The organism is Pseudoalteromonas sp. NBT06-2, from assembly GCF_002276045.1.
Taxonomy (GTDB): domain Bacteria; phylum Pseudomonadota; class Gammaproteobacteria; order Enterobacterales; family Alteromonadaceae; genus Pseudoalteromonas.
In genome coordinates, this window is sequence record NZ_NQMR01000040.1 from 1 (window position 1) to 22,312 (window position 22,312).

At 33.8% G+C, this 22,312-nt stretch carries 20 protein-coding genes; all 20 read right to left on the reverse strand.

Annotation, left to right across the window (positions count from 1 at the left end):
* The coding region (locus CJF42_RS10125; protein ID WP_212668801.1) for a transposase at window positions 1-725 on the reverse strand (725 nt) is incomplete at its 3' end.
* Between the two features lie 88 nt (window positions 726-813).
* Window positions 814-1,020 carry an LbetaH domain-containing protein gene (locus CJF42_RS10130; protein WP_095366577.1) on the reverse strand — a complete coding sequence of 69 codons (207 nt, stop codon included), beginning with the start codon at window positions 1,018-1,020 and terminating at the stop codon, window positions 814-816.
* Window positions 1,021-1,451: 431 nt separating this feature from the next.
* Window positions 1,452-2,006: a sugar transferase gene (locus CJF42_RS10135; RefSeq protein ID WP_095366578.1), complete on the reverse strand. Its 555-nt coding sequence runs from the start codon at window positions 2,004-2,006 to the stop codon at window positions 1,452-1,454.
* A gap of 26 nt (window positions 2,007-2,032) precedes the next feature.
* On the reverse strand, window positions 2,033-2,974 hold the full coding sequence (locus CJF42_RS10140; RefSeq protein ID WP_095366579.1) for a UDP-glucose 4-epimerase family protein: 942 nt from the start codon (window positions 2,972-2,974) through the stop codon (window positions 2,033-2,035).
* Complete coding sequence (locus tag CJF42_RS10145; RefSeq protein WP_095366580.1) at window positions 2,967-4,133, reverse strand: glycosyltransferase family 4 protein; 1,167 nt, start codon at window positions 4,131-4,133, stop codon at window positions 2,967-2,969. Before CJF42_RS10145 ends, CJF42_RS10140 begins: the two co-directional genes overlap by 8 nt.
* A gap of 2 nt (window positions 4,134-4,135) precedes the next feature.
* On the reverse strand, window positions 4,136-5,779 hold the full coding sequence (locus tag CJF42_RS10150) for a heparinase II/III family protein (RefSeq protein ID WP_095366581.1): 1,644 nt from the start codon (window positions 5,777-5,779) through the stop codon (window positions 4,136-4,138).
* A complete protein-coding gene (locus CJF42_RS10155) occupies window positions 5,776-7,914 on the reverse strand; it encodes a bi-domain-containing oxidoreductase (RefSeq protein ID WP_095366582.1) in 2,139 nt (712 codons plus the stop codon). The genes CJF42_RS10150 and CJF42_RS10155 overlap by 4 nt, the downstream gene beginning before the upstream one ends.
* A gap of 15 nt (window positions 7,915-7,929) precedes the next feature.
* Window positions 7,930-8,703, reverse strand: a complete 774-nt coding sequence (locus CJF42_RS10160) for an AglZ/HisF2 family acetamidino modification protein (RefSeq protein ID WP_095366583.1) — start codon at window positions 8,701-8,703, stop codon at window positions 7,930-7,932.
* Window positions 8,704-8,705: 2 nt separating this feature from the next.
* Window positions 8,706-9,320 (reverse strand): imidazole glycerol phosphate synthase subunit HisH, encoded by a 615-nt coding sequence (hisH, locus tag CJF42_RS10165; RefSeq protein ID WP_095366584.1) that lies wholly within the window; start codon window positions 9,318-9,320, stop codon window positions 8,706-8,708.
* Entirely contained in the window at window positions 9,317-10,465 is a 1,149-nt protein-coding gene (locus CJF42_RS10170) for an N-acetyl sugar amidotransferase (protein WP_095366585.1), read from the reverse strand. The genes hisH and CJF42_RS10170 overlap by 4 nt, the downstream gene beginning before the upstream one ends.
* A 1-nt stretch (window position 10,466) precedes the next feature.
* Window positions 10,467-11,612, reverse strand: a complete 1,146-nt coding sequence (locus CJF42_RS10175; RefSeq protein ID WP_095366586.1) for a glycosyltransferase family 4 protein — start codon at window positions 11,610-11,612, stop codon at window positions 10,467-10,469.
* Window positions 11,613-11,629: 17 nt separating this feature from the next.
* A complete protein-coding gene (locus CJF42_RS10180; RefSeq protein WP_095366587.1) occupies window positions 11,630-12,661 on the reverse strand; it encodes an acyltransferase family protein in 1,032 nt (343 codons plus the stop codon).
* The gene (locus CJF42_RS10185) at window positions 12,658-13,932 is read right to left on the reverse strand and encodes a hypothetical protein (protein ID WP_141235532.1); all 1,275 of its coding nucleotides are present in this window, start codon (window positions 13,930-13,932) and stop codon (window positions 12,658-12,660) included. The genes CJF42_RS10180 and CJF42_RS10185 overlap by 4 nt, the downstream gene beginning before the upstream one ends.
* Window positions 13,922-15,328 carry a polysaccharide deacetylase family protein gene (locus tag CJF42_RS10190; protein ID WP_095366589.1) on the reverse strand — a complete coding sequence of 469 codons (1,407 nt, stop codon included), beginning with the start codon at window positions 15,326-15,328 and terminating at the stop codon, window positions 13,922-13,924. The genes CJF42_RS10185 and CJF42_RS10190 overlap by 11 nt, the downstream gene beginning before the upstream one ends.
* Window positions 15,325-15,822, reverse strand: coding sequence for an acyltransferase (locus tag CJF42_RS10195; protein ID WP_095366590.1), 498 nt, complete (start codon window positions 15,820-15,822; stop codon window positions 15,325-15,327). Before CJF42_RS10195 ends, CJF42_RS10190 begins: the two co-directional genes overlap by 4 nt.
* A complete protein-coding gene (locus tag CJF42_RS10200; RefSeq protein ID WP_095366591.1) occupies window positions 15,795-16,970 on the reverse strand; it encodes a hypothetical protein in 1,176 nt (391 codons plus the stop codon). Before CJF42_RS10200 ends, CJF42_RS10195 begins: the two co-directional genes overlap by 28 nt.
* A gap of 3 nt (window positions 16,971-16,973) precedes the next feature.
* The gene (locus CJF42_RS10205) at window positions 16,974-18,095 is read right to left on the reverse strand and encodes a CapA family protein (protein ID WP_095366592.1); all 1,122 of its coding nucleotides are present in this window, start codon (window positions 18,093-18,095) and stop codon (window positions 16,974-16,976) included.
* Window positions 18,092-19,972 (reverse strand): asparagine synthase (glutamine-hydrolyzing), encoded by a 1,881-nt coding sequence (asnB, locus tag CJF42_RS10210; protein ID WP_095366593.1) that lies wholly within the window; start codon window positions 19,970-19,972, stop codon window positions 18,092-18,094. The genes CJF42_RS10205 and asnB overlap by 4 nt, the downstream gene beginning before the upstream one ends.
* Before the next feature lie 4 nt (window positions 19,973-19,976).
* Entirely contained in the window at window positions 19,977-21,215 is a 1,239-nt protein-coding gene (locus tag CJF42_RS10215; protein WP_095366594.1) for a lipopolysaccharide biosynthesis protein, read from the reverse strand.
* A gap of 1 nt (window position 21,216) precedes the next feature.
* Window positions 21,217-22,296: a DegT/DnrJ/EryC1/StrS family aminotransferase gene (locus CJF42_RS10220; protein WP_095366595.1), complete on the reverse strand. Its 1,080-nt coding sequence runs from the start codon at window positions 22,294-22,296 to the stop codon at window positions 21,217-21,219.
* Between the last annotated feature and the right edge of the window lie 16 nt (window positions 22,297-22,312).

The window sequence follows — 22,312 nt, forward strand, 5'->3', positions numbered from 1 at the left end:
AATAGTGACTTTGGTTGCTGTAATACTGAAAAATCAGATTTTTTATTAGGTTTACTCTTTTTAGAATGACATTGCTTTTGAAAAGACTGATATTGCTTTATACGCTCTTGAATCGATGTAAAATCGCTACTAATCAAAGAATCAGCCATTTTTGCTCGAATAGGGTTTAAATCTACATACATCATGCAACTTAAAATAGAAGCTTCATCTAGTAAGGCTTGAGATTTAAAGCGCCCTTCCCAGAACCTACCGGTACAGCCATCTTCGCTATTCGCTTTTCTAGCTATAAATTCATTAAGGTTTCGCATAAACCAACTAATGTCGTACAACCGGGAACGCCACTCAGCTACTATTTCATTAATCCTAAACATATAAGCAGAATTAAATTTTTCACCAGCTCTATAACGGTCTACCAAAATACAGCCACGATATACCTGATACCAGCGCTCTATTACTTCATCGTTTGATAAGTTTAAAGCTTCATCACGGTTTACTTTTAAAACAATATGATAGTGATTTGACATGATTGAATAAGCGGTAATATCTATGGCAAAAAAAGAAGAAAGGAATTTTATTCTATCGACCAACCAAGTACGCCTGTGGTCAAAGTTATTACCTGAATACTTATCATCACCGCATAAAAAGCTTCTACGAATACAGCGATTAATACAATGATAATAAGGAGTTGCATTTAAATCGATTAAAGACTCTCGAGCTCTAGCCATAACAATTACCAAAACCATTTACACAGTGATTAAAGTTTAGTCTAAAGCTCTTAAAATACAAATATCAACAAGATAAGTTTGAGTGTCTTTAATATTTTTCTCTTAACTCAGTACTTGCGGTTAACATGCAACTATTGCCAACACTGTAGTAATGTGCGATATGGACAATATTATCTATTTTGACTCCTTCACCAATCTCGGTATCATCAACGACTCCTATACAAACACTATTCAGCACACCTATCTCAATATTACCTTTAATAATAACAGAGCCTAAATGGAGAACCTTATCCATGCTTTATATTGATTTTGTTCAAAAGTTAAACCTTGTGAACCAGTAACAGAATCAGCCATTTTTTGCTAGAAGAAAATTTAAATCAACGTACATCATGCTACTTAAAATAGCAATTTTATCTAACAAGGCTTTAGATTTAAAGCGCCCTTCCAGAACTTACCAGCACAACTACCTCCATTAATCGCTTGTCTGGCTATAAATTACTTGATATTTGATTTTAAAAAAAATCGTATAAACCAACTAATATTATACAACCAAGAACCCCCTCAACTATAATTTAAATAACTCTAAACCCTGAATTAATCATGAAATACCGACCGATTATATAACTGTGAGTTAAAACCAAAAAGCGTGACATAAGTCACACTTTTTCCAATGTCATTTAAGTCATATAAGTCATATAAGTCATATAAGTAGGGTATTCGAAAAACCTAACTCCCTTTAACTCTATCACCAGACCCTTTACCTGTAACAGTCTGCAAAATAAATTTAAAATAATTAACCAAATTCAACTCTCTAATCATCTTTGCATCTGTTTTTGCTAATAACTCAGGAGTCGACATATCAATTTCATTTACTTGCGCTTCACCCGTTATACCTGGGCGTACAGCATATACATTTTTAGCATCACGTGCTTCAGTCAACTCCTGTTGATTAAACAACCCAGGGCGAGGGCCAACCAAACTCATTTCACCTTTTAATACATTCCACAATTGAGGTAATTCATCTAACTTAGTTTTACGTAAAAAGTTACCAAAAGGCGTGATTGAAGCTGAACTCGCCAAATGGCTAGCTACCGAAGCAGTGTCAACCTTCATAGTTCTAAATTTAACTAAAGTGAATGGTATTTTATTACGCCCTACACGCTCTTGCCTAAAAATAGGCGAGCCTGTATCAAATAAGCCTAGTACAAATAATATCAACAAAAATGGCATAGCAAATAGCAAACCAAAAAACGAAAAAAACAAATCTAATAAACGAATCATCAATATATCCTAAATTTTTATAAGTACTAATTACGCTGTTTTTTAGCTGCTAACTTAAAACCATGTTCAACACTATAAGGTGGCTGCCAGTTTAAAGTAGTTTTAGTATGTTCGATATCTATCTGTAATGAACCTGTCAATCTATTTACCACAGCTTGTTTATTTAATACTTTTCCAGCCAAATTAAAAACCCAAACAGGCACCGGTAAAGCAAAGTTAGCTTTGACTTGTACTTTAGCCATTAAAGCAACCATTTCAGCTGTTGATAAATCATCATCATCAGAAGCTAAAAACACCTGATTAGCTGCATTAGGATGCTCAATACAGGTTTTAATTAAATCAACCAAGTTATAAACTGACACCATGCTACGCTTATTTTGAGTGATACACCTAAATGGTAAGGGTAAGCCTTTGCCAACTAATTTTAATAAAGCAGCAAAGTTAGCTTTAACTCCCTCTCCAAAAACTAAAGGAGGCCGAATAACTACTATTTCCATTCCTGTTTCTTTACCAAGAGAAAAGAGTTGAGTTTCAGCCTCACTTTTAGATAAACCGTAGGGATCTTGTGGTGCATGTTTATCATTAAACATAAAAGCGCATTCAGACTCAGTACTTTCACCATTTACCTTAATTGAACTAATATAAATAAAGCGCTTAACCCCTGAAGAAGCAGCCTGCTTAGCTAAGTTAAGTGTACCATAGGTATTAACCTCTCTAAATTCCGCTAAAGGGTCTTGAGAATCATCATTCATAATGTGTGCTCTCGCGGCACAATGAATAACAGTATTTATATTAGTTAGCGCAATACTGAAGTCTGATTTATCATTTAATTCAGCTTGATAAAAATCATGACTTAAATGCTTAAGTGATTTACGACCTAAAAGCGAGATATTATAACTAGCTTCCAACTCAGTTAATAAATGAGTACCAACAAAGCCTGTGTAACCAGTTAATAAAATATTATGCATTGTTTTTACTTCCAACATTTATTATAGATTCAGCCATATTTTGCATTATATTGGTTCGAGTATAACGCTTAATAAATTCGCTTCGATCTGTATCTACAAACTTAAGTTTATTTAAAGCATCAATAGCACCTTGTGCATCTCCAGGATGAAATACCTCAGCATTTATTACTTCATCTGCAATAAATTTTGCGGCATAACCACTTACGCCAGCAAGTATAGGCTTACCTGTTGCAGCATACTCGAAGATCTTTGAAGGCAGTACTTTTTCAAAAGCAGGATAGTCATTTAAGTGTAAGAATAACACATCCGCATTCATATATTGGTCTGACAACTCCTTTCTCTGCACAGGAGGAAGTACATTTACATTTTCAATAGCAAGTAAAGTACTTTCTAAAATAGGCTTTCTACCGCCGTCACCGATCACATCAATTTTAAATGTTTCATCTAGGTTTTTAGCTAATTCAGGTAGAATTGTATGTAAACCTTGCCCTTCACCAATATTCCCTGCATAAAGGATTATTTGTTGCTCTGAAATATCTTCATCATTTACAGCTAAACCCAAAAACTCCTCATCAATACCATTAGTAAAATAACTAAACTCAGCTTGCTTAAATCGATGAATAAAGTAATTTTCAAAACCTTTTGAAACAAGGTTTATATGATTTGCAGCCTTAAAGGTGTAACTTTCAATGAGTGAAAGAACAGGCTTAGCAAAAAAAGTAACTTTAGGATTTAGAACATCCTTTATGGTATCAACAAAAATATCACGAATATCTAAATATAGAGGTAGTTTTTTCTTTTTAGCTAAACGCGCACCTAAAAAGGCTGTAAATAACCTAGAGCTTGTAGCAAATACCAAGTCATATTCTTTATCCTTGGTTAGTTTTACTGCTTCAATATAAAATCTTGTAAATGACTTTATTTGGTCTAACATACCACTGTTATGCGAGGGCAAGTCAATTCGATTAAGCGTGACATTGCCTACCTGCTCAAAACTATTTGCTGAAGCAGAAAATGACGCATAACGATTTGGCATCGTTGTTACAATTTCAATTTCTACATCATCGTATTTCTTTAACTGTTCAATTAAAGAAGTAGCTCTGAATGAACCTGCACACAGATCAGGCTGGTAATAAAAAGACAAAACCAAAATACGCAAAATCAATCCTCTATTATTCTAATAACAGTATTTAATTGGCTATCAACTAAATCCATTTTAAGTTGTTTATTATTAATGCTGACACCAAATTCAGGATGATAAGTACTATCGGATATTTGAATACGGCATGTACTATGTATTGTTAACTCAACTTTATTTTTAGTGACTAACTTCACCACGCGATCAGAAACTATTTCAAACTCAATATCTGGATGAAGATGAAAAAATGCACTAGCCTGATTAAATTTACCTACTAAGTTATCTTTAATATGAATTTCATTATTGTTTGTAGTAAATCTTCGTGAGTGGGTCACTTTACCTTTTAAACGTTTATAGCCATCATGTTGAGCTTGTAAACAAACCTCGATTCCACTTTGGTTAACGTCTAGCAGCTTAGCGTAAGCACGACGGGCAACTCTAAAGCCAGACCATACTTCTGAAGAGTCTTCACCATCTACAACAACCGTATTGTGAGCTGCAGTTTGTCGTTGTCTTAATCGCTCTTTACTCACACCATATAAAGAGGTACCTGAGTTAACAAATACACGTTCATCACCAACAGATAATTCAAAACTTAAAGTGTCAGCATGTGCATGACCTGGTAAGTAATCAGGGCCTACATTTGCATGGTCAATAATCAAAGTATAAAGAGATGAAGAAATTCTACTGTAGCCACTTTGCTTATTTGTGTTCACCTTAGGTAGAGTATCTATAACGTTTAAACCAAGTGATGTAGCATAATCAAAAATTTGTTGAGGCTTAGCTGCAATACCTATCGCTGAGTCATTAAAAAAACTCACTTCACCATCAGGGTGAATCATACTCTTCAACCAATAAAGTGCCTTGCTGGCTACTTCACTCCAGTAGGGTAGTCTCCGCATAAGTTTTTCATTTTGACTTGCTTTGGCTAAGCCTATTAACTCGAGTAAATCCCATAATAATATTTCATGGTACATTGGCGATAGTTCAAAATGAGCACCATCTTCTAAAAACTGCTCTGGTATCTCCCTATCAAGAAGCTTCAATCCTAAATCTAGGTATTTTTCTGCATGACTATTACCAATATAACAACCAACAAAAGTTAACGCTTTAGCATTCGCAAATAAGTGGTTACCTAATATATGATACTCAAGTTGTTGTGATAACGCATTAGCTTGTTGCAACATACTACTAAGATGTTTCTGCTCAACAGTATCGTGCTTACTAAACCACTTAACCCAATTTACTAACCTTAAAGAAAGCGGGTACGGTTCCCAGCCATTACCAGTACAAGCAGGATTTTCTAATATCCACTTATTAATAAAGCAGAAGTGAGTATTTTTACGTTCAGCAAAGCTGTTCGAGTTTAAGTCATCAAAATAATGTAGGTTATAGAGCCAAAGCTTTTCTTTAGCGGGATCATTCCAACATAATACAGAGTTAACTGTTCCATCAAGAGATAAGAACCGAACATGGCTAACGTCAAAAATACTTTGATTATATATAGCAGGGCCATTCCAGTTCCATGAGAGTTTTGATAGTTCTGCGTTAACGAATGGTACATTCGGTTTTTTAAAACGGTATAAAAAACGAAACCAAAACTGTTCAAACTTCAAGTATTTCAAAGTATGAAATACTTGAAGTATTTTTTTTACTTTAGCTATCATTGTTTTCTAAGTTGCTCTGCAATCTCAATTGAAATTTTAGCAACTTCAAAGATTTCTTCTGCTGAAATAGGTGCTGGAGTACCATTTTTAATTGAATCTAAAAAGAGCTTAGAACAAAGATTTTGTCCTTTGTCTTGCTTCCAGAGGTTCATTTTTTTGAACCCTTTCCAACCAAAACCTTTTAATTTTACAAAATTATCTAATTGCAGAACCTTACCCGCGGCAAATACCTCTACACGCTCTTTTGGAAAACTTGCAGCACCATTGGCAAAATAATGAATAGTTCCGAACGAACCATCTGCAAAGCCAAGAATTATTGCCGCTTTGTCTTCAGTAACCTCAACGGCATTGGTGTCGCCCATTCTACGAGCTTGTACTGATACAATTTCACTGCCAGCCAAGTAACGCATCAAATCAATAAAGTGGCAAGCCTCACCAATAATTCTGCCCCCCCCAACTTCATTGTCTTGAGTCCAGTGATCGCTAGGTATATTTCCTGCGTTCATTGTCATAACAAATGATTTAGGTTCCTTTATAGGCGTTAATAACGCTTTCATTTTTTGAATTTGAGGAGAAAAACGACGGTTAAAACCAAGCATCAACTTTGGTGGATTAGTCGTTTTCTGAGATTGTTTATAAATAGATTTAACTTCAGCTAACTCATCTAAACTAATGGCTAGTGGTTTTTCAACAAAAACATTTTTATTTGCTTTCAAGGCTTGGTTAACAAAGTAACTATGGCTATTATGACGTGTAACTATAGCAACGGTATTAACTTTTTCATCATTAATCATTGCGTGTGTATCTGTCGTAGCCTCAGAAAAACCTGACTTATCACCATGGATAACACCATTCACGCCACCGGAGGTAGCAATACTATGCAGTTGTGCACCTGCACTTTTAAAAGCTGGGATTAATACCCGTGAAGCATAATTACCAGCACCAACAAAACCAACAACGGGTTCAGATTTGCTATAACTTGGTGCTTTATTTAACTTTACAACACTTAAATGACGAGTATGGGGCTCTGAAGTAAACTGCAATAATATACCTAATGCTGTTTTGTCCGCCGAGAGTAATTCATAAGCATCAGCTGCTTTTTCAAATTCAAATCTATGAGTGATCAATGGCTTAACATCAAGCTGACCTCCAGACATCATATCTAGAATTGCTTCAAAGTTTCGCTGTTCAGTCCAACGAACAAAAGCAAGCGGGTAATCATTACCTTTTTCTTCATAACTAGGATCATAACGGCCAGGGCCATAAGAACACGAAACCTGGAAAGTTAATTCTTTTTCATAAAAGTCAGCGCGGCTAAGTTCAAGCCCAATAACACCGACCAAAATAATACGGCCACGTTTTCGGCTCATACGTGCCGCTTGTGTAACAGGATCGTTAGATTTAGTTGATGCGGTGATAATAACACCATCAACACCAACCCCACGGCTAAACGCCATACCAACGGAAACAGGATCTTCACCTTTATCAGGGTTACAAATCTCAGCACCAAATTGTTTAGCAATATCTAATTTCGATTGGTCAAAATCTATAGCTAAAACTCTACAGCCTTGCGCTCTTAGCATTTGTACTGTTAATAAACCTATAAGGCCTACACCGGTAACAACAAAACATTCACCCATTGTTGGTTTAGCAAGGCGTATACCTTGCAAACCAATACTCGCTACAACAGTAAAAGCAGCCTCTTCATCGGAGACATTATCAGGAATTTTTGCACATAAATTTTTAGCAACACGCACAACGTCAGCATGGGGACCATTGGAAACAACACGGTCACCTACTTTAAAATCACTTGTATTTTTTCCCGCTGACTCAATAACTCCAACATTACAGTAACCAAGCGGTAAAGGCTGCGATAACTTACTCTTAACTGTATCAATTGTTGTCATCAAACCATCAGTTTGTACTTTTTCAAGTACCATCTTCACTTTATCTGGCTGCTGTCGTGCTTTATCAATAAAATTTGCTTTACCAAAATCAACTAACATACGTTCTGTACCAGCAGAAATAAGCGTTGTAGTGGTATTAATAACTAAATGACCTTTTGAGGCTTGAGGAGAAGGAGCCTCAACAATACTTGAGCCGCCTTTAGCCATATCTTGAAGAATTTGTTTCATTATTTTAAGTCCAATTTAAATTTTTGCTATTTCTCTGATTTTTTGAAGAATAGTTTGAGGTAAGTAATTTATTAACACCGCTTTATATCGTCCTTTGAATACAAAAAGGCTCCCAGCAGAAGCCCCAATAACCTTAAACTTTTCAACTAATTTCAATATATCATCGGAGCTACCGGCTCCTCCAAGTATAGTTAATGGGACATTCGATAAATGACGAACTTTTTCGGCCAGATTCATATCATAGCCTTTCATCACACCATCATTATCAATAGAATTAATAACTAACTCGCCAATTCCGACTTCTTCTAGTTCTTGAATAATAATATCGAGTTTTTTCTTAATCTTCTTTTTACCGTTATGGGTATAAACCTCATAACTTCCAAAAATGCTTTTCTTTACATCCAACACAACAACAACACTTTGCCTACCAATGATGTCAGCCATCTCTGTTAGCAGATTCAAATTTATTAATGCAGAACTAGACACTGCAACCTTTTCAACACCTAGTTTTATAATTTTTTTAGCTTGCTCTGCAGTAGTGATCCCACCACCATAGCATAAAGGCATTCTGCTTTCGTTTGCCAAGTTTTCGATCATTTTATAATCTGGTTCTGAGCCAGTTATACTTGCATCTATATCTAAGACAATTAATTCATCGACCTCCTTTTCATTAAAGATTTTGACGGCATTAATTGGATCACCTACATATTTAGGTTCTTTAAACTTAACAGTTTTAACTAAGCCTTTATTGTGAACTAATAAACAAGGTGATATTCGAGATCTTAACATTATTATAATTCCGCAAAATTTCTAAAAAGATTTATCCCATTAGAATGACTTTTTTCAGGGTGAAATTGAAAGCCAAATATATTCCCTTTACTCACGGCACAAGTAAATTGTTTACCGTAAGTTGCTTTTATTAAAATGTCATCAGAGACATTACAATCAAAATAATAAGAATGTAAAAAATAAAATCCTTTTTCACTATCTATATTACTCAAAATGGAATGTGAACGCTGTGTTTCAATTTCATTCCATCCCATATGAGGTAATTTTGGCTTCACTTTAATATCATGTTCATCAAATTTTTTAACTGTGGCATCGAACCAACCTAACCCTGCCAGTTCACCTTCATCACTACTTGCTGACATTATCTGCATTCCGACACAAACGCCAAAAACAGGTACTTTATTTTTTAAAACCAAGCGATCTAGCTGATTGCGCATGCCAGAGTCATTCAATTGAGCCATTGCTTCATCAAACGCACCGACACCTGGCAGAATTATTTTATCTGCTTTAAGTAAATCTTCAGGGTATTTTGCAAAAAATGACTCTACTTTTAACTTATCATAAATGTTTTTTATCGCCTGTATATTACCTGAGCCATAATCAACAATAGCTATCATCGTTTTCCACCTTTTTCCAAGCCAAGCTTGCGCATAACCTTAGCGCCCCAGTCATAAATAGACTGCTGGTTTTTATAATCTTTATATGTTTTATTCGGAGCTTCTAAATACCCTTTTAATTCAGCAGATGTTATACCTAATTTATTAGCAATATAATTAAAGTCATCATCGATTGTTTCTGGATCATATGCTGGGCTCTTAAGTTTTTCTAAGGCCTCTTCACGCGTCATTTGACCAGTTACAATTAAGCTTGAATATTGTACTTTACGAGTATCAAAACTAAACTTTTTATATAACCAAAATGCTTCATAAAAACGAGTAAAACGAGATTCAAAATGCTTTTGAGCATACCTTTGATAGCCTAGATTATCTACTAAAAACTGAGTAGCTTCCTCTTTATCATATGGCATAAAATCCAATGGTCTATAAAGTTTAATACCTTTAATATAAGGTAAATAAATTTTATGCCACAGAATATTGGTTAGAGGAAAATTCTTTAATTTTTTTGTACCAAACTTTTTTTGTATATCTTTTATTTGACGCGCATCTGATTGAAAGTACATCCATTCAAGTGGATTTCTTATACACTCAGTTGAGTAATTACCACCAGTCAAAATATGTTTGATTTTATGTTTTGCTGCAAATTTATACATAGTTGCAAAAAAAGAATGATCTTGCGGGGTATCTGTATGTGAAACTCCAGCCTTGAAAAATGATAACTGCAAGTCTTTCATCTCTTCCCAATCAATTACTTCTGTATAAAGGTCTAAATCTAACCTATCTACTATTTGCTCGATATTATGTACAGCTTGTTGAGAATTCCAGCCAGCATCAACATGAAAGACTAAAGGCCTTAAACCTAGCTTCTCTTTAGCAAGATAAACTAAATATGAACTATCAATACCGCCACTCATTCCTATGATGCAATCAAAATCTTTCCCTTCGCCTTCCTTTTTAATATCATCTGCGATTTTTGATATCTCAGCCCAGCCTTTATCGTTTGGGTTCCAGTTAGGCTCTATATCTTTATAGAAAGTATTACAGTGGTCGCACACTCCCTTATCATCAAAGGTAATCTTACTATCTGTAGTGTCCATTACACAGTTATTACAAATTTGATGATATTCTTTAACTACTGAGTTCATTTTATTTTAAAATCCTAGTTGCTAACTTCTTATAATTCAACATATTTTTTGCTATATCAAATGAATTTTGTGACATTTTGACTAATTGGTGAGGGTTTTTACTTATTTCCTCTAATACTTTTTTGATACTAATGGAATCATTGGCAAACCAACCGTTCTCTTTAAGGTATGGCTGATGGCTTGCTACATTATCAATAATAATTGCACTACGAGCACATAAACTTGCTTGCATAGTTGCTGACTGCGTGCCTGGTTGGAGGTAAACATCTGACGCATCAAGTAATTGTTCAACTTGTTCTGAAGTCTGCCAACCTAAAAAAGTAATTCTTTCATCTTTTTCGATTAACTCTCTAACTGAGGTTTCAACATCAAAGTCCATTAAACCTGCGATTATAAGTTTGAAATTTTTATTTTCAACTTCAACAAAAGCAGAGATGCTTTCTAATAACTTCTTTCTTTTGGTCAACTTCCCACATTGTAAAAAAAGTATATCTTTTGATGATAATCCTAATTCCTTTCTTTTATTAACTCTATTATCATCATACTCATTATCCCCTTTAATTTTACCGCCAAGAGGATAAAACTCTAGTCTTGATTTGTCAATTCCATAAAATTCATTTAAAAACCCCATAGTTTCTATAGAAATGCATAATACCTTATTTGAAAAAGTTGATGCTTTTTTTGCTATAGGTCTATAATAAAGCCAATGGAGAAAATACTTCGAGATAAATCCCCTTGCACTATTGTTAAAGTCTTCATGACTATCCATATATAATTTTACTGATGGATTATTTTTTTTATATTTACATACTGTTTTTAACTCCCAGCCACACATAGAATGAAACATGATAACATCAGGCTTAAAGTTTTCTATAAATTGATAAACTCCACTATGCACCCTTAGCTTTTTCATAATTATATGAGGGAGAAACTTAGCATAATCAATCCTAGTGACCTCAGCCCCTTCTGCACCAGTATATGTTCCTGCCTTTGAATAAACTAATTTTTTTTGAGAGTCAAAAATCTCAGTAGAAGCAAGAACTTTTACTTCATGACCTGAATCAATATGCTCCTTTATAAGCATGTTCTCTTGATATGTAACGTTATCAATATAAAAATTTGATAAACATATATGTAAAACTTTCATTATTGGTATTTTCCGAATTAATAGCTAACTTTTTTATTTAAAGCACTCATAAAACCATATTTTTTTAATTTTAGGGCTGGTTTTTCAATTAAGAACCACGAGAAAAGTGAAAGTATTATACTAGCCGCTATTGCCATAAAAACACTATTCATACCAAATACAATCAAAACATTTATAACTGGCATATGCCAAATATAGCAGCCATAACTAATATCGACTTTTAATTTTATCGGCTTTAGATGAAATGCTATATATAACACTAACAGGCTATAACAAATAAAATAAAGTAACCCTAAGTTATTACCCTGACTCATAAATAAATATTTCCCTTCTGATAGGGAAGCCATTATAAGCATTGGAATTATTGCTAACCAAAAGAATTTAATATATGGTTTAATAACTTCAAAGTACTTATAAGCGACAATGCCCAAACCGAACATCCACCCCCAAGTAATAGGTGTTAAATTAAGAAATTCATAAAAAGGTTTGCCTAATAAGAATTTGAAATTAAATATAGAGGCAGAAAAACTATACAAAACAAAAGAAACTATGATAATTATTAGAAGAAAACCTCTAAATCTTGACATTATTATAGCTATTATTGGCAAAGCAATATAAAACAATATCTCTACTGTAATACTCCAAAGTGAACCGTTAAAAACCCCTACTCCTAGCTCTCTTAATTCTGAAGGGTTATATGCTTGACCCAATGTAAATTGAGCAAAAACCCACCCGATGATAAATAAATTTTCAGACTCACCTGCAATAATACGGTATAAATAAACAAAAACTCCAGAAAATACAGCTACTGAGAATAAACCAGGGAACAGCCTCAAAAATCGATTTTTAAAATATGAACTTAAATTAGGAGAGTTCATATAAGATGCATATATTAAAAAGCCACTCAAAAAGAAAAACGCAGGAACTCCTGGTAAATACTCTAGATAGCTCAAGTCAATATCATATAAGTGATGGAATGCATGTACAATGAGTACTTGAAAAGCTAAGAAAAGTCTTATTATTTCTAAATTATTATCTTTGTTAATCATTTATGTTTACCTTTAGGCATTACTAGCAAGATTAGAGTCGTTATAAATAAGCCGTGTGTAAGCATTACTGTAAAAAAATCACTCGATATTATCATTGATCTTATAGGGATAGCTGTCAGTGCTAAAGAGAGCCATAAAGGAATGCCATTCTCTGTAACATGATCTAACAGCCTCAAAATATATGCAAAAACAAAAGAGTAGAATGATACACCAAATATACCAGCATGTGCATAACCAGAGCTGACAAAGCCATTATTTGCTCCTAGCTCATCACTTAGCAAATATTTACCTACTGCAAAACTGAGAGGTAAATCATGCTGATAACCACCTAAGAAAGATAAAACAGAATCACGCCAATAAATATGACCATATAAGTTTGTGAAATCATAATAATCAAATGTAAGGCCTGCGGGAACAAAAAATAAACGACGAATTACCATGGAAGCTAGGTACTGTATATCAATAAAAAAATTAATTGATAACACTGAAAGAATTAAAAAACCTAAACCTAAAGGGATAACCAAGGCTGAGTTAGTTTTTTTGAAGTAGTACCAAATAGATAGTAATAAAAAAGGTAAAAAGAAGACAGCCTTATGATTATTAATAGCATAAAAAAAAGTATAGATGAAAAAAATAACTAAACATAATCCAAAACGCCTAGCTAGTAGGCTAGTGCAAAATAAAAAAGCGGCAAATACTTTATATGCCCATATATTTAAATAACTGAAAACCCCAAAATCTGTAAGTTTTGAGTTTACATCCCTAAATTCATACACTTTTGTAAAATCCAAATTGGCATTGAATACAGCTCCTGTCAGTATGTATAATAAAATTAAATAACTTACCATTACCCATGAAGTCAACTTTAAAATTAACTCACTATTTTTGAACTGTGGTAACTTCAGTGGTTTAACAGCTTTAAAATCACAAAAGAACCAAATACTTATCAATGGGATAAAAAGAAGCAATAAAGGTACGACACTTCTTTCAGCATCATACCCAGAAATAACACTAACAGGAATAATTACACTCACAATCAATGTAAGTGTTGCAAAATCACTCACTTTTGTCATTTTAGACTTCAGGAAAAATAAACTAAGCAAGAAAAAGATCCAACTAATCAAATATTCTAAGATGCTAAAATTAAAACCGAAATGTAAGTAACTACTTCCATAAATTGGGTTGATTAACTTTATATAGGAAAATTCAAGGATACATCTAAAAAGTAAAATTACACAATAAAATAATAAAGAGTGATTGTTAATTTTCATAAGGGCCTTTAAGCTGCATAATATATTCTAATAGCTCTCTATCCGAGCTCGTAAGTAAGTGAGAGTTATGCCAAAGAATTCGGAATACACCACCATAGTAATGGGTACTATCAAATAGCTCTTTAATAAATTTACGTGTCGATTCAGCATATCCCAAATTCATATACTCTACTGAGAGCAAACTAGCATCCATTATAATAATAGGCTTTTGAAGTAATGCTAACTTTTTTTTATTCTTAAGACTCCACATTGGAAAGCTCCTCGCGGTTCCGAATTTGAATCCAGAAAGATCTGCATACCCCCCCGACGAATCGTATTCATACCCAGCTGAATTTAAATAATCAGAAGTGGAAGTGTTATCCCAACGAAGGTAATGTTGCCTAGATCCAATATTGCCTATCTTAATATTTAATTTTTCAAGTACATCTTGAAATATCACCTTTTCTTTTTTTATTTGAGATTGAGAGTTGATCGAGTTATAACTACCATGAACCCCTATACGATGGCCATCATTAAAAATCCCTTTGATCAATTTATCTAAAGCCTTTTCATTAATAGAGTAATAACCGTCTATACTTCCGCTTGTATTATCACATATAAAATAAAAACTTCCTTTTATTTTATATTTTTTTAGTTTTGATAAATACCAATCAAAAGTATAATAAGGATCAAAAGTGTAATTTTTAAATGGGCTAAATACAAGGTTAAGTAAACGGAAAGCGGCCAATTTTGGCTGTTTCCTAATAAGAATATCTGCTGCAAATGCTTTAATATATCGAGTTACACTTCCACCAGTTCGATAAAATGGATGATCAACATCACAGCTAACCTCTATTTTAGGTTCCTCTTTTTTTCCATACCAATCTAAAGACAAACACATCTTTAAAAGGTACTTTAAGAAATGTATATATTCATCAACTAAAGGGCGTTGTAATAAGCCCCTTTTATTTAAATAAGAATGCTGACCAATAAAGCGGTTATGTTTATCCAGAACAGGTTGAATAACTTCTTCAATTCGACTTAAAAGAAAAAAAATAGTACCAAAAAAATCAAAGCTAACCTCTGTATGACTTCCTAAATTACAATTTGCAGTTCCATAAAAGATTGGCAAATCAAAAAATTTACAGCTAAAGTCATTATCAATCGAAGATAAATCAATGTATTCATTTTTATATGTGGGTAATATTTCCTTATTATACCCATGTAATGAAAGCAGTTTATAAAAACTATCTTTAAATCTGATTGTATTACCACTTCCTTTTTCACATACTTCAATCGAATCGAAGCAATGTTGAGTTACTTCAAACTCTATTTGTAAAAAATGTTTAAAAACAACTTCAAGCACATAATTGAGCTCTTCACCAGAATATTCAGGTACTTTAATTAGTAGACTCATTCTGATTCTCTATATTTAACAACTTTAGCAGGGTTACCAACAGCGATTGCATTTTCAGGTATATTTTTAGTTACGACACTACCAGCTCCAATTACCGCACCAGATCCAACTTTAACACCTTTGAGTATCGTAACATTAGCCCCAATCCAAACGTCATCACCAATTGTAACAGGTTCACTTATATGGTCTTGCTCACACATAGCGCGACCATACTTTATACCATGATCTCTTCCCCAAATAACAGTTTTAGGCCCTACCATCACATCCTTACCAAATGTTATTTTCCCAAGGAAGTGACAATGCGCGTTTGCATAGAAATTATCACCAAAAGTAATTAATGGTGAGCCAACTAACCGACAGTATGGCTCTATTCTTGCCTTACCTAAAAACTTTACATTACTAAATGTCGTATTATTATAAAGCTCAACTTTATTAAGTCGGTACTTTAAACGCTTTAAGCTTAAAATTAGCGCAGATTTAATCGTCTTAGGCATGCTGAAATCATCATTTTAGTTAATAGTGGTAAACTTACGAAAAAAGGCTTCAAGTCATCAGGGTTATAAATAGCCCACACTCTTTTACCATCACATTTAATATTTGCTTTAAATTGTTTAAAATACCCTTTACGAGCAATTAAATTTGGTATCTCGTGCAACATTAAAACCAAATGAGTTGAATCACTCATATTTTGTTGATATTTGGCGACTTTATATGGTTCAGTTGCCAAATAGTACTGAGTTAAATGCAATTTTACACCCGATGCACTGCCTACTCGGTGCCACATCATCGATCTAAGGTTCGTTTCCATTAATTTAAAGCTATCGTCCCTCTCATCATATTTAAACTCAGGCTCTGTTATTCCAATATTTTTCATTTTTTCTACAAGTCTACGGCCTTGTTCAGCGACAATTATTGGCGCTTTATTACTTGCACTACAACAGACACCATATTCATTTGGATACTGCGTTAACTTCTTACCTATCCATTCATTAATTACATTACTTTGTCTATCCTGAACACTAGTATAAGCGTATATATTAGTGTCATCACCAGGAACAAACTCAGAGAGCATAAACGTAACCCCTTGCTCAATAAAACCCTCTAGTTCTTTTCTAATACTCACCCAATCCCTTTCTTGTTCTATAAATGCATTTCTAAACACATTAATAGTAAGGTCTTGGCGGGTTACAGGCTTGATAAGCAAAGGATACATTAGCTTATGGCTCAGTTTTAAATCTTCAACTGCATTCAAATTAATAGATTTAGGATAGGGTACCCCTATTTCTTCACATAATTCATATTGAAAACTTTTATCTAGTGACTTAATAAGGTTCCCGTGATTTATAGGAATGTAGCAGGCTAGTGAAAGCGCTTTATATGTACGATGTAATAATTCTAGCTGAGCATCATCAGTTGGGTAAATGACCAATTTTCCATACGAATCCCTAAGTTCCATAACTCTTTTAATAAAAAGCTCATCAGCACTAGGAATACCACCAACATATGTCACTTTATTACTATATTTTGCTATAGAGTGACCATAATCCATCAATAATATATTGATACTCTTATCTTCATTTAATTCATTAATAATAGAGTAACCATTAACATGACCACCGAGTACTAGAGCTGAGTTTTTCAAAAATCACCTTTCCTTAAATATTTTTTTAATCGCACCTTTAACCCCTAATTGGAGCACTTTAAACTTCCAAACCCCTATCCGCCAAAATAATTTCATATACTTAACATTAATTACGTGAAGCACTCTATATATTGATAATGGCATTGAAAGAGAGGCAGATAAAATATTGAACCATAACTTTACCAGTATCAATTCAACACCTGTTATATTTTTTACATACGGTTTATCAGGATCTTGTTTAACGAAAACAGGTGTTACAGTACCTTTTTCAGTGTCAAATAACACAATAATTGAAACTCGATTAATCCACTTCCAAACTTTATATGTTTTTTTATATACATCATGATAATAAAAAGTCTTTTTATACATTTTAGTATCTTCATTTTTTCCGGGGTAATATAGTTTTGTTGGTGGAGCTATATAAAAATTCGGGAATAAAAAGTTCCCTAAACTCATATAAGCTGATTTCTCGTTATGCTTGATAACCCCTTGGAAGCGATGGCTATGCATTCCCATTATTGTTAAAACACGCTCATCTTCTAGTAAGGTCTTAGCCAGCTTTATTTCATCAACCTTTGGAAGATTGATATGCTCCATTCCCCAATGAAAATATAAAATTGCTTTCTCATTATTCTTTAAAGTAGCTAAATCTTTTTCTATAGACTCTAGTCTCAAGGGATTTACCCCTGGTCGATCAATATCAGCAACTTCAATTTGTTTCAAATAAGGACGATCGAAATCACAATACCCAAAGATTTTGATGCCTGATTTAATATCTGCAGGCTGTTTAGCCTTATCAATATTTTCGCCGGCACCAAAAGATTGAACGCCTACAACATCTAAGTTTTCAACTGTCTCAACAATTCCCATTAACCCTTTATCTTGAATATGATTGTGTGCCAAGTTAACGGCATCAACTTTCATATTTACTAAGTGGGAAAGTGAGGTCGAATCAGTATAAAGTGTACATTTATTTATTTCTGTACTGTTATCACTAATTGCTTGCTCTAAATTTACTACCCTAAAATCAGCTTCATTAAACTCTTTAATTTGAATAATTTTATTACTACAGGAAGTTAATAAATCACCTCCTAAAAATAAATCACCTGTAAAACAAATTATCATTTGATTTTCTCATTAAAGAATATCTTTTTCCAAGAAGCTATATTTAATAACTTGATAGCCCCATCAACTCCAATTTCATTTACAATATCTTTATCTTTATCTTTTTTATGGCCAACCAAATTCATTGTGAAAAAACACTTTTTCACTGAGTCATTAACAAATGTATTTAATTCGCCTTTAAACCATCTTCCATCAGGGATTGGCCAACCAAGTTTATCCTTTCTCCAACAAATCTCATCTGGCAACTTATTATTAAAAGCAATTCGAGCAAAATATTTTGTCCACCCTTTATGAATTTTATAACATGCAGGAATTTTTGCGGTGAATTCGACTAGACGATAATCCATAAAAGGCATTCGTGATTCGATTGAAAATAGCATAGATCGACTATCCGAGAAATGTATTAAGTTAATTAAACCGTGATATGTGTCATATTTTAAACTATCGTTTAGCGGTATAAATCGACTAGGGCCTTTTTTACCGATTAGCTTTAATGCTAACTTCATTGTAAACCTATTGCCAAATAGTAATTTCAAGGTTCTGAAAGTGAAGCCGAGTATTAAATAATTCCTAGCCTTTGGTATTTGCATTAAGCTCTTAGTTTGAGATAAAGCATCAAAATAGCCTAAATTATATAAGTAATTCGTTATATACTTCAGGTAGCCACCTTGCTGCTCATCGGCACCCTGCCCATCTAAAGTAACTACTACATTTGATTGATTTATTAAATTAAAAGTAGTTAAACCAGCCATCCCAGTACCAGCCATTGGGTTCTCCCAATGCTTAATAATTTTTTCATGCTGTAGTTTGAAACTTTCTTCATCTGGTTGGATTGTATGTGACTTGATACCTAGTTCATCAGTGATTAGTTTAATGAAGTAACTTTCATCACACTCTTTATCTTTATCTCCAAATACTGTTGAGAATGTTTGCTGCTGGTATGTAGAGTCTTGTTCTTTTAAAATTTCTTCTATTAAATAAACAATAGCCGTACTATCTAACCCTCCAGATAATGCACTACCAAAAGGAACATCAGCACGCAACCTCAGCCGAACAGCATCTTTCAGCAATTCATAGTATTCATCAGCTATTTTTTGAGCTTTTGAAGCACAAAATTTTTCGTTAGAATTATTAACCTCAAAATCCCAAAATTTTCTTTGTTTTATTTCAATTTTATCTGATGTTAAATCGAGCAAAGCTACACTAGCACAATCAAACCTATAAATATTTTTAAACGCAGTTTCTTTTTCAAACTCTAAAGCCCCTTCAGCAATCACTCTCTTGCAGTAGTTTTCATTTGGAGATGTATTTATATTTGAATATTCCATCAGAGATTTTATCTCTGATGCAAAAACAAACTCCTCTTCAGTTTCAAAATAATATAATGGCTTTACTCCAAACCTATCCCTAGAAATGAACACACTATCAGCTTCAGTATCTAATATTAAAAATGCCCACATACCATTAAAGCGAGAAACACATTGCTCTCCCCACTCTGCATATGCAGCCAGAATCACTTCTGTATCTGAATGTGATACAAAAGAGTGACCAAGTTCTTCAAGCTCTTTCTTTAATTCAACATGATTATAAACCTCACCATTATACACTATCCAATAGCGCTCTTTATAACTCATAGGTTGATGGCCTAAAGGGCTCAAATCTTGTATCGACAAGCGCCGATGTGCAAAACCAATAGATCGCATTATTCTTTGGTGATTTGTTTGAACAAGCTTTTTTCCTAAATCATTCATAATCGAGCTATTTAATAATAAATAACCTTCATCATTAGGCCCTCTATGACTAATTTTATCATTCATTTTGATTAAATTTTCAAAGGATATAGTGCTTTTGGAAATTACAGCAACAAGTCCACACATTGTATTAATTCCTATTTTTTACATTTTTCGCAGCGTAAAATATCGCCGATAAATATATGCTATACATGATTAGTTCATTTAAAACGAAATACAGAAGAAACGAATCAGTTTCTTGTGTTATAGCAAAACTAAGCATAATAAATGTTGATACAAAATAAGCAACCTTCCATAAAGCTGCTAACTTAAGATGATTTGAGACACCTAATAGAGTACTCAATGGAGATACAATAAATCGCGCACCAATTGCGATACAAATTATTTGCGCATATTCACCAGCGACAGACCATTTATCACCAAAAACAAATGCAAACAAATAATCACCAAAGAAATAAACTGGAAGGAATGCGCACAATGATAGGATTGATAACTTCAGCAAAGTTCTATTCAATATAGGCATGAGTTTTCTCGAACCTTCATTTATTGTATCGGATATTTCTTTTAAAAAAACTTGCCCTACAGCCCCTCCTATTACAGCAGCAGGTGCAGCTAAAATCCTAAAGACAAGCGTTAAATACCCTGCGACAGCAAAATCGCTTCCTGTTGCAACTATTATTAATGGCAATTGTAAAGTGAAGGTGTCTAAAAACGACGGCAAAGCATTAAATTTAGGGTAATCTGAAAAAGTTAAGGCATTTCTTTTTAAACTGGATTTATTGATTACATTCATGCCTGGTTTGAAATTACAGAACAAGTATATAGCAGCAAAAAGCTGCCCAATTATAAAGCCGATAATCAGTGAATTTGTAATTATGAAGAAGAGACCTACCTGTGACACACCCAGAACAAGGCTTTGGACAACCTTCGATATAGAAATAGATCTATAACTTGAACGGCTAAGACCCAAATATGTTAAAGCTTGATATACTGCTATGGACAGAGCACCAAGAGGTATTAATAATAAGGTGCTTAGGCTTATTTTATTGCTAAACAACTCTAATAACTGATTTGAAAATATTAGAGTAAGTAAAAAAATAGATGCACTAAACGCTAACGCTAATAAAATAGAAACCCACCAAATATGTAGTGAGTCCAGATCTTTTTTAGGCAAAACTATCGCTGCTTCATAACGTAAAGTTATTAATATAGCCATTGGTGTTACAATTGCCGTAAATACACCATATGCAGCAAACTCCTCAGCAGTAAAGATTCGACTCAATATAGGATATAACCCTAGTGCGATAATTTGAGCTAATACAGTACCACTAACAAGTGTTGCTACTTTTTTATAATAACTGTTAATCACTTTAGATCCTGCCAGCGTTTAAATACCCATGCATAGGCAAACTAAACACTGACTGAGACAACTTCTCAGCTACTGGAAAATCACCGTCCTGATAACCCAAATCCTTAAAAGCCGTCTGCTGATGCATACATTTCGCATAATAAACCATAGTCGGAACACCCTGCGCCTTATATTTAGCCATCTCCACTTCTCTATCTTCTGCTAAAAGAGTATATTGCGCCCACGAACTTAAGTAGCCTTCTGGTACTTGTGGTGTTTGGTATTTGTTTGAAAGCTCTTGTTCGTAGTTGCTCGCCGCTTTATTTCTATTGATAAGTTCAGTTGGGAATTCAGCTAGCTTTTCTAGAAGTATTGCTGCCTGAATGGTATCTAAGCGACTATTCATACCTATACGCACATTATCATACTTATCACTACCTTTACCGTGTACTCGATACGATTTTAATAATTCGGCCCATTCATCATTATTAGTAAATACAGCTCCACCATCACCGTAACAACCCAACGGCTTTGCAGGAAAGAAACTGGTTGTGGCTATATCACCAAAGCTTCCTGCTTTTTTTCCCTCGATTTCACCACCAAAACCTTGCGCTGCATCTTCTATTATTTTTAAATCATATTTATCAGCTATTTTTTGAATGGCGGGGTAATCTGCAGGTAAACCAAATAAATCAACCGCTATAATCGCTTTTGGTTTTAATTTACCTTCAGCGATAACCTGTTCAATTTGTCTTTCTAGGTCTTGCGGGCAAATATTAAACGTACTTTCATTTGAATCTACAAATACTGGTGTTGCACCTTCAAAGGCGATTGTTTCTGCCGTTGCAAAAAAAGTAAATGTAGGGCAGAAAACTGCATCCCCTTGCTTTACCCCTAGCACCATAAGTGCAAGCGTTAATGCATCAGTACCATTAGCACAAGTCATTGTATGTTTAACACCAACATACTCAGACAGCTTTTGCTCCAGATCCTGAACTTCAGGCCCCATGATATATTTACCATGCTCTAATACGTTTTTTATTCTTGCATCTATTTTTATTTGCAGGTGTTTATATTGCGCAGCTAAGTCGATGAATTGCATTGGTATGTCGCTTTAT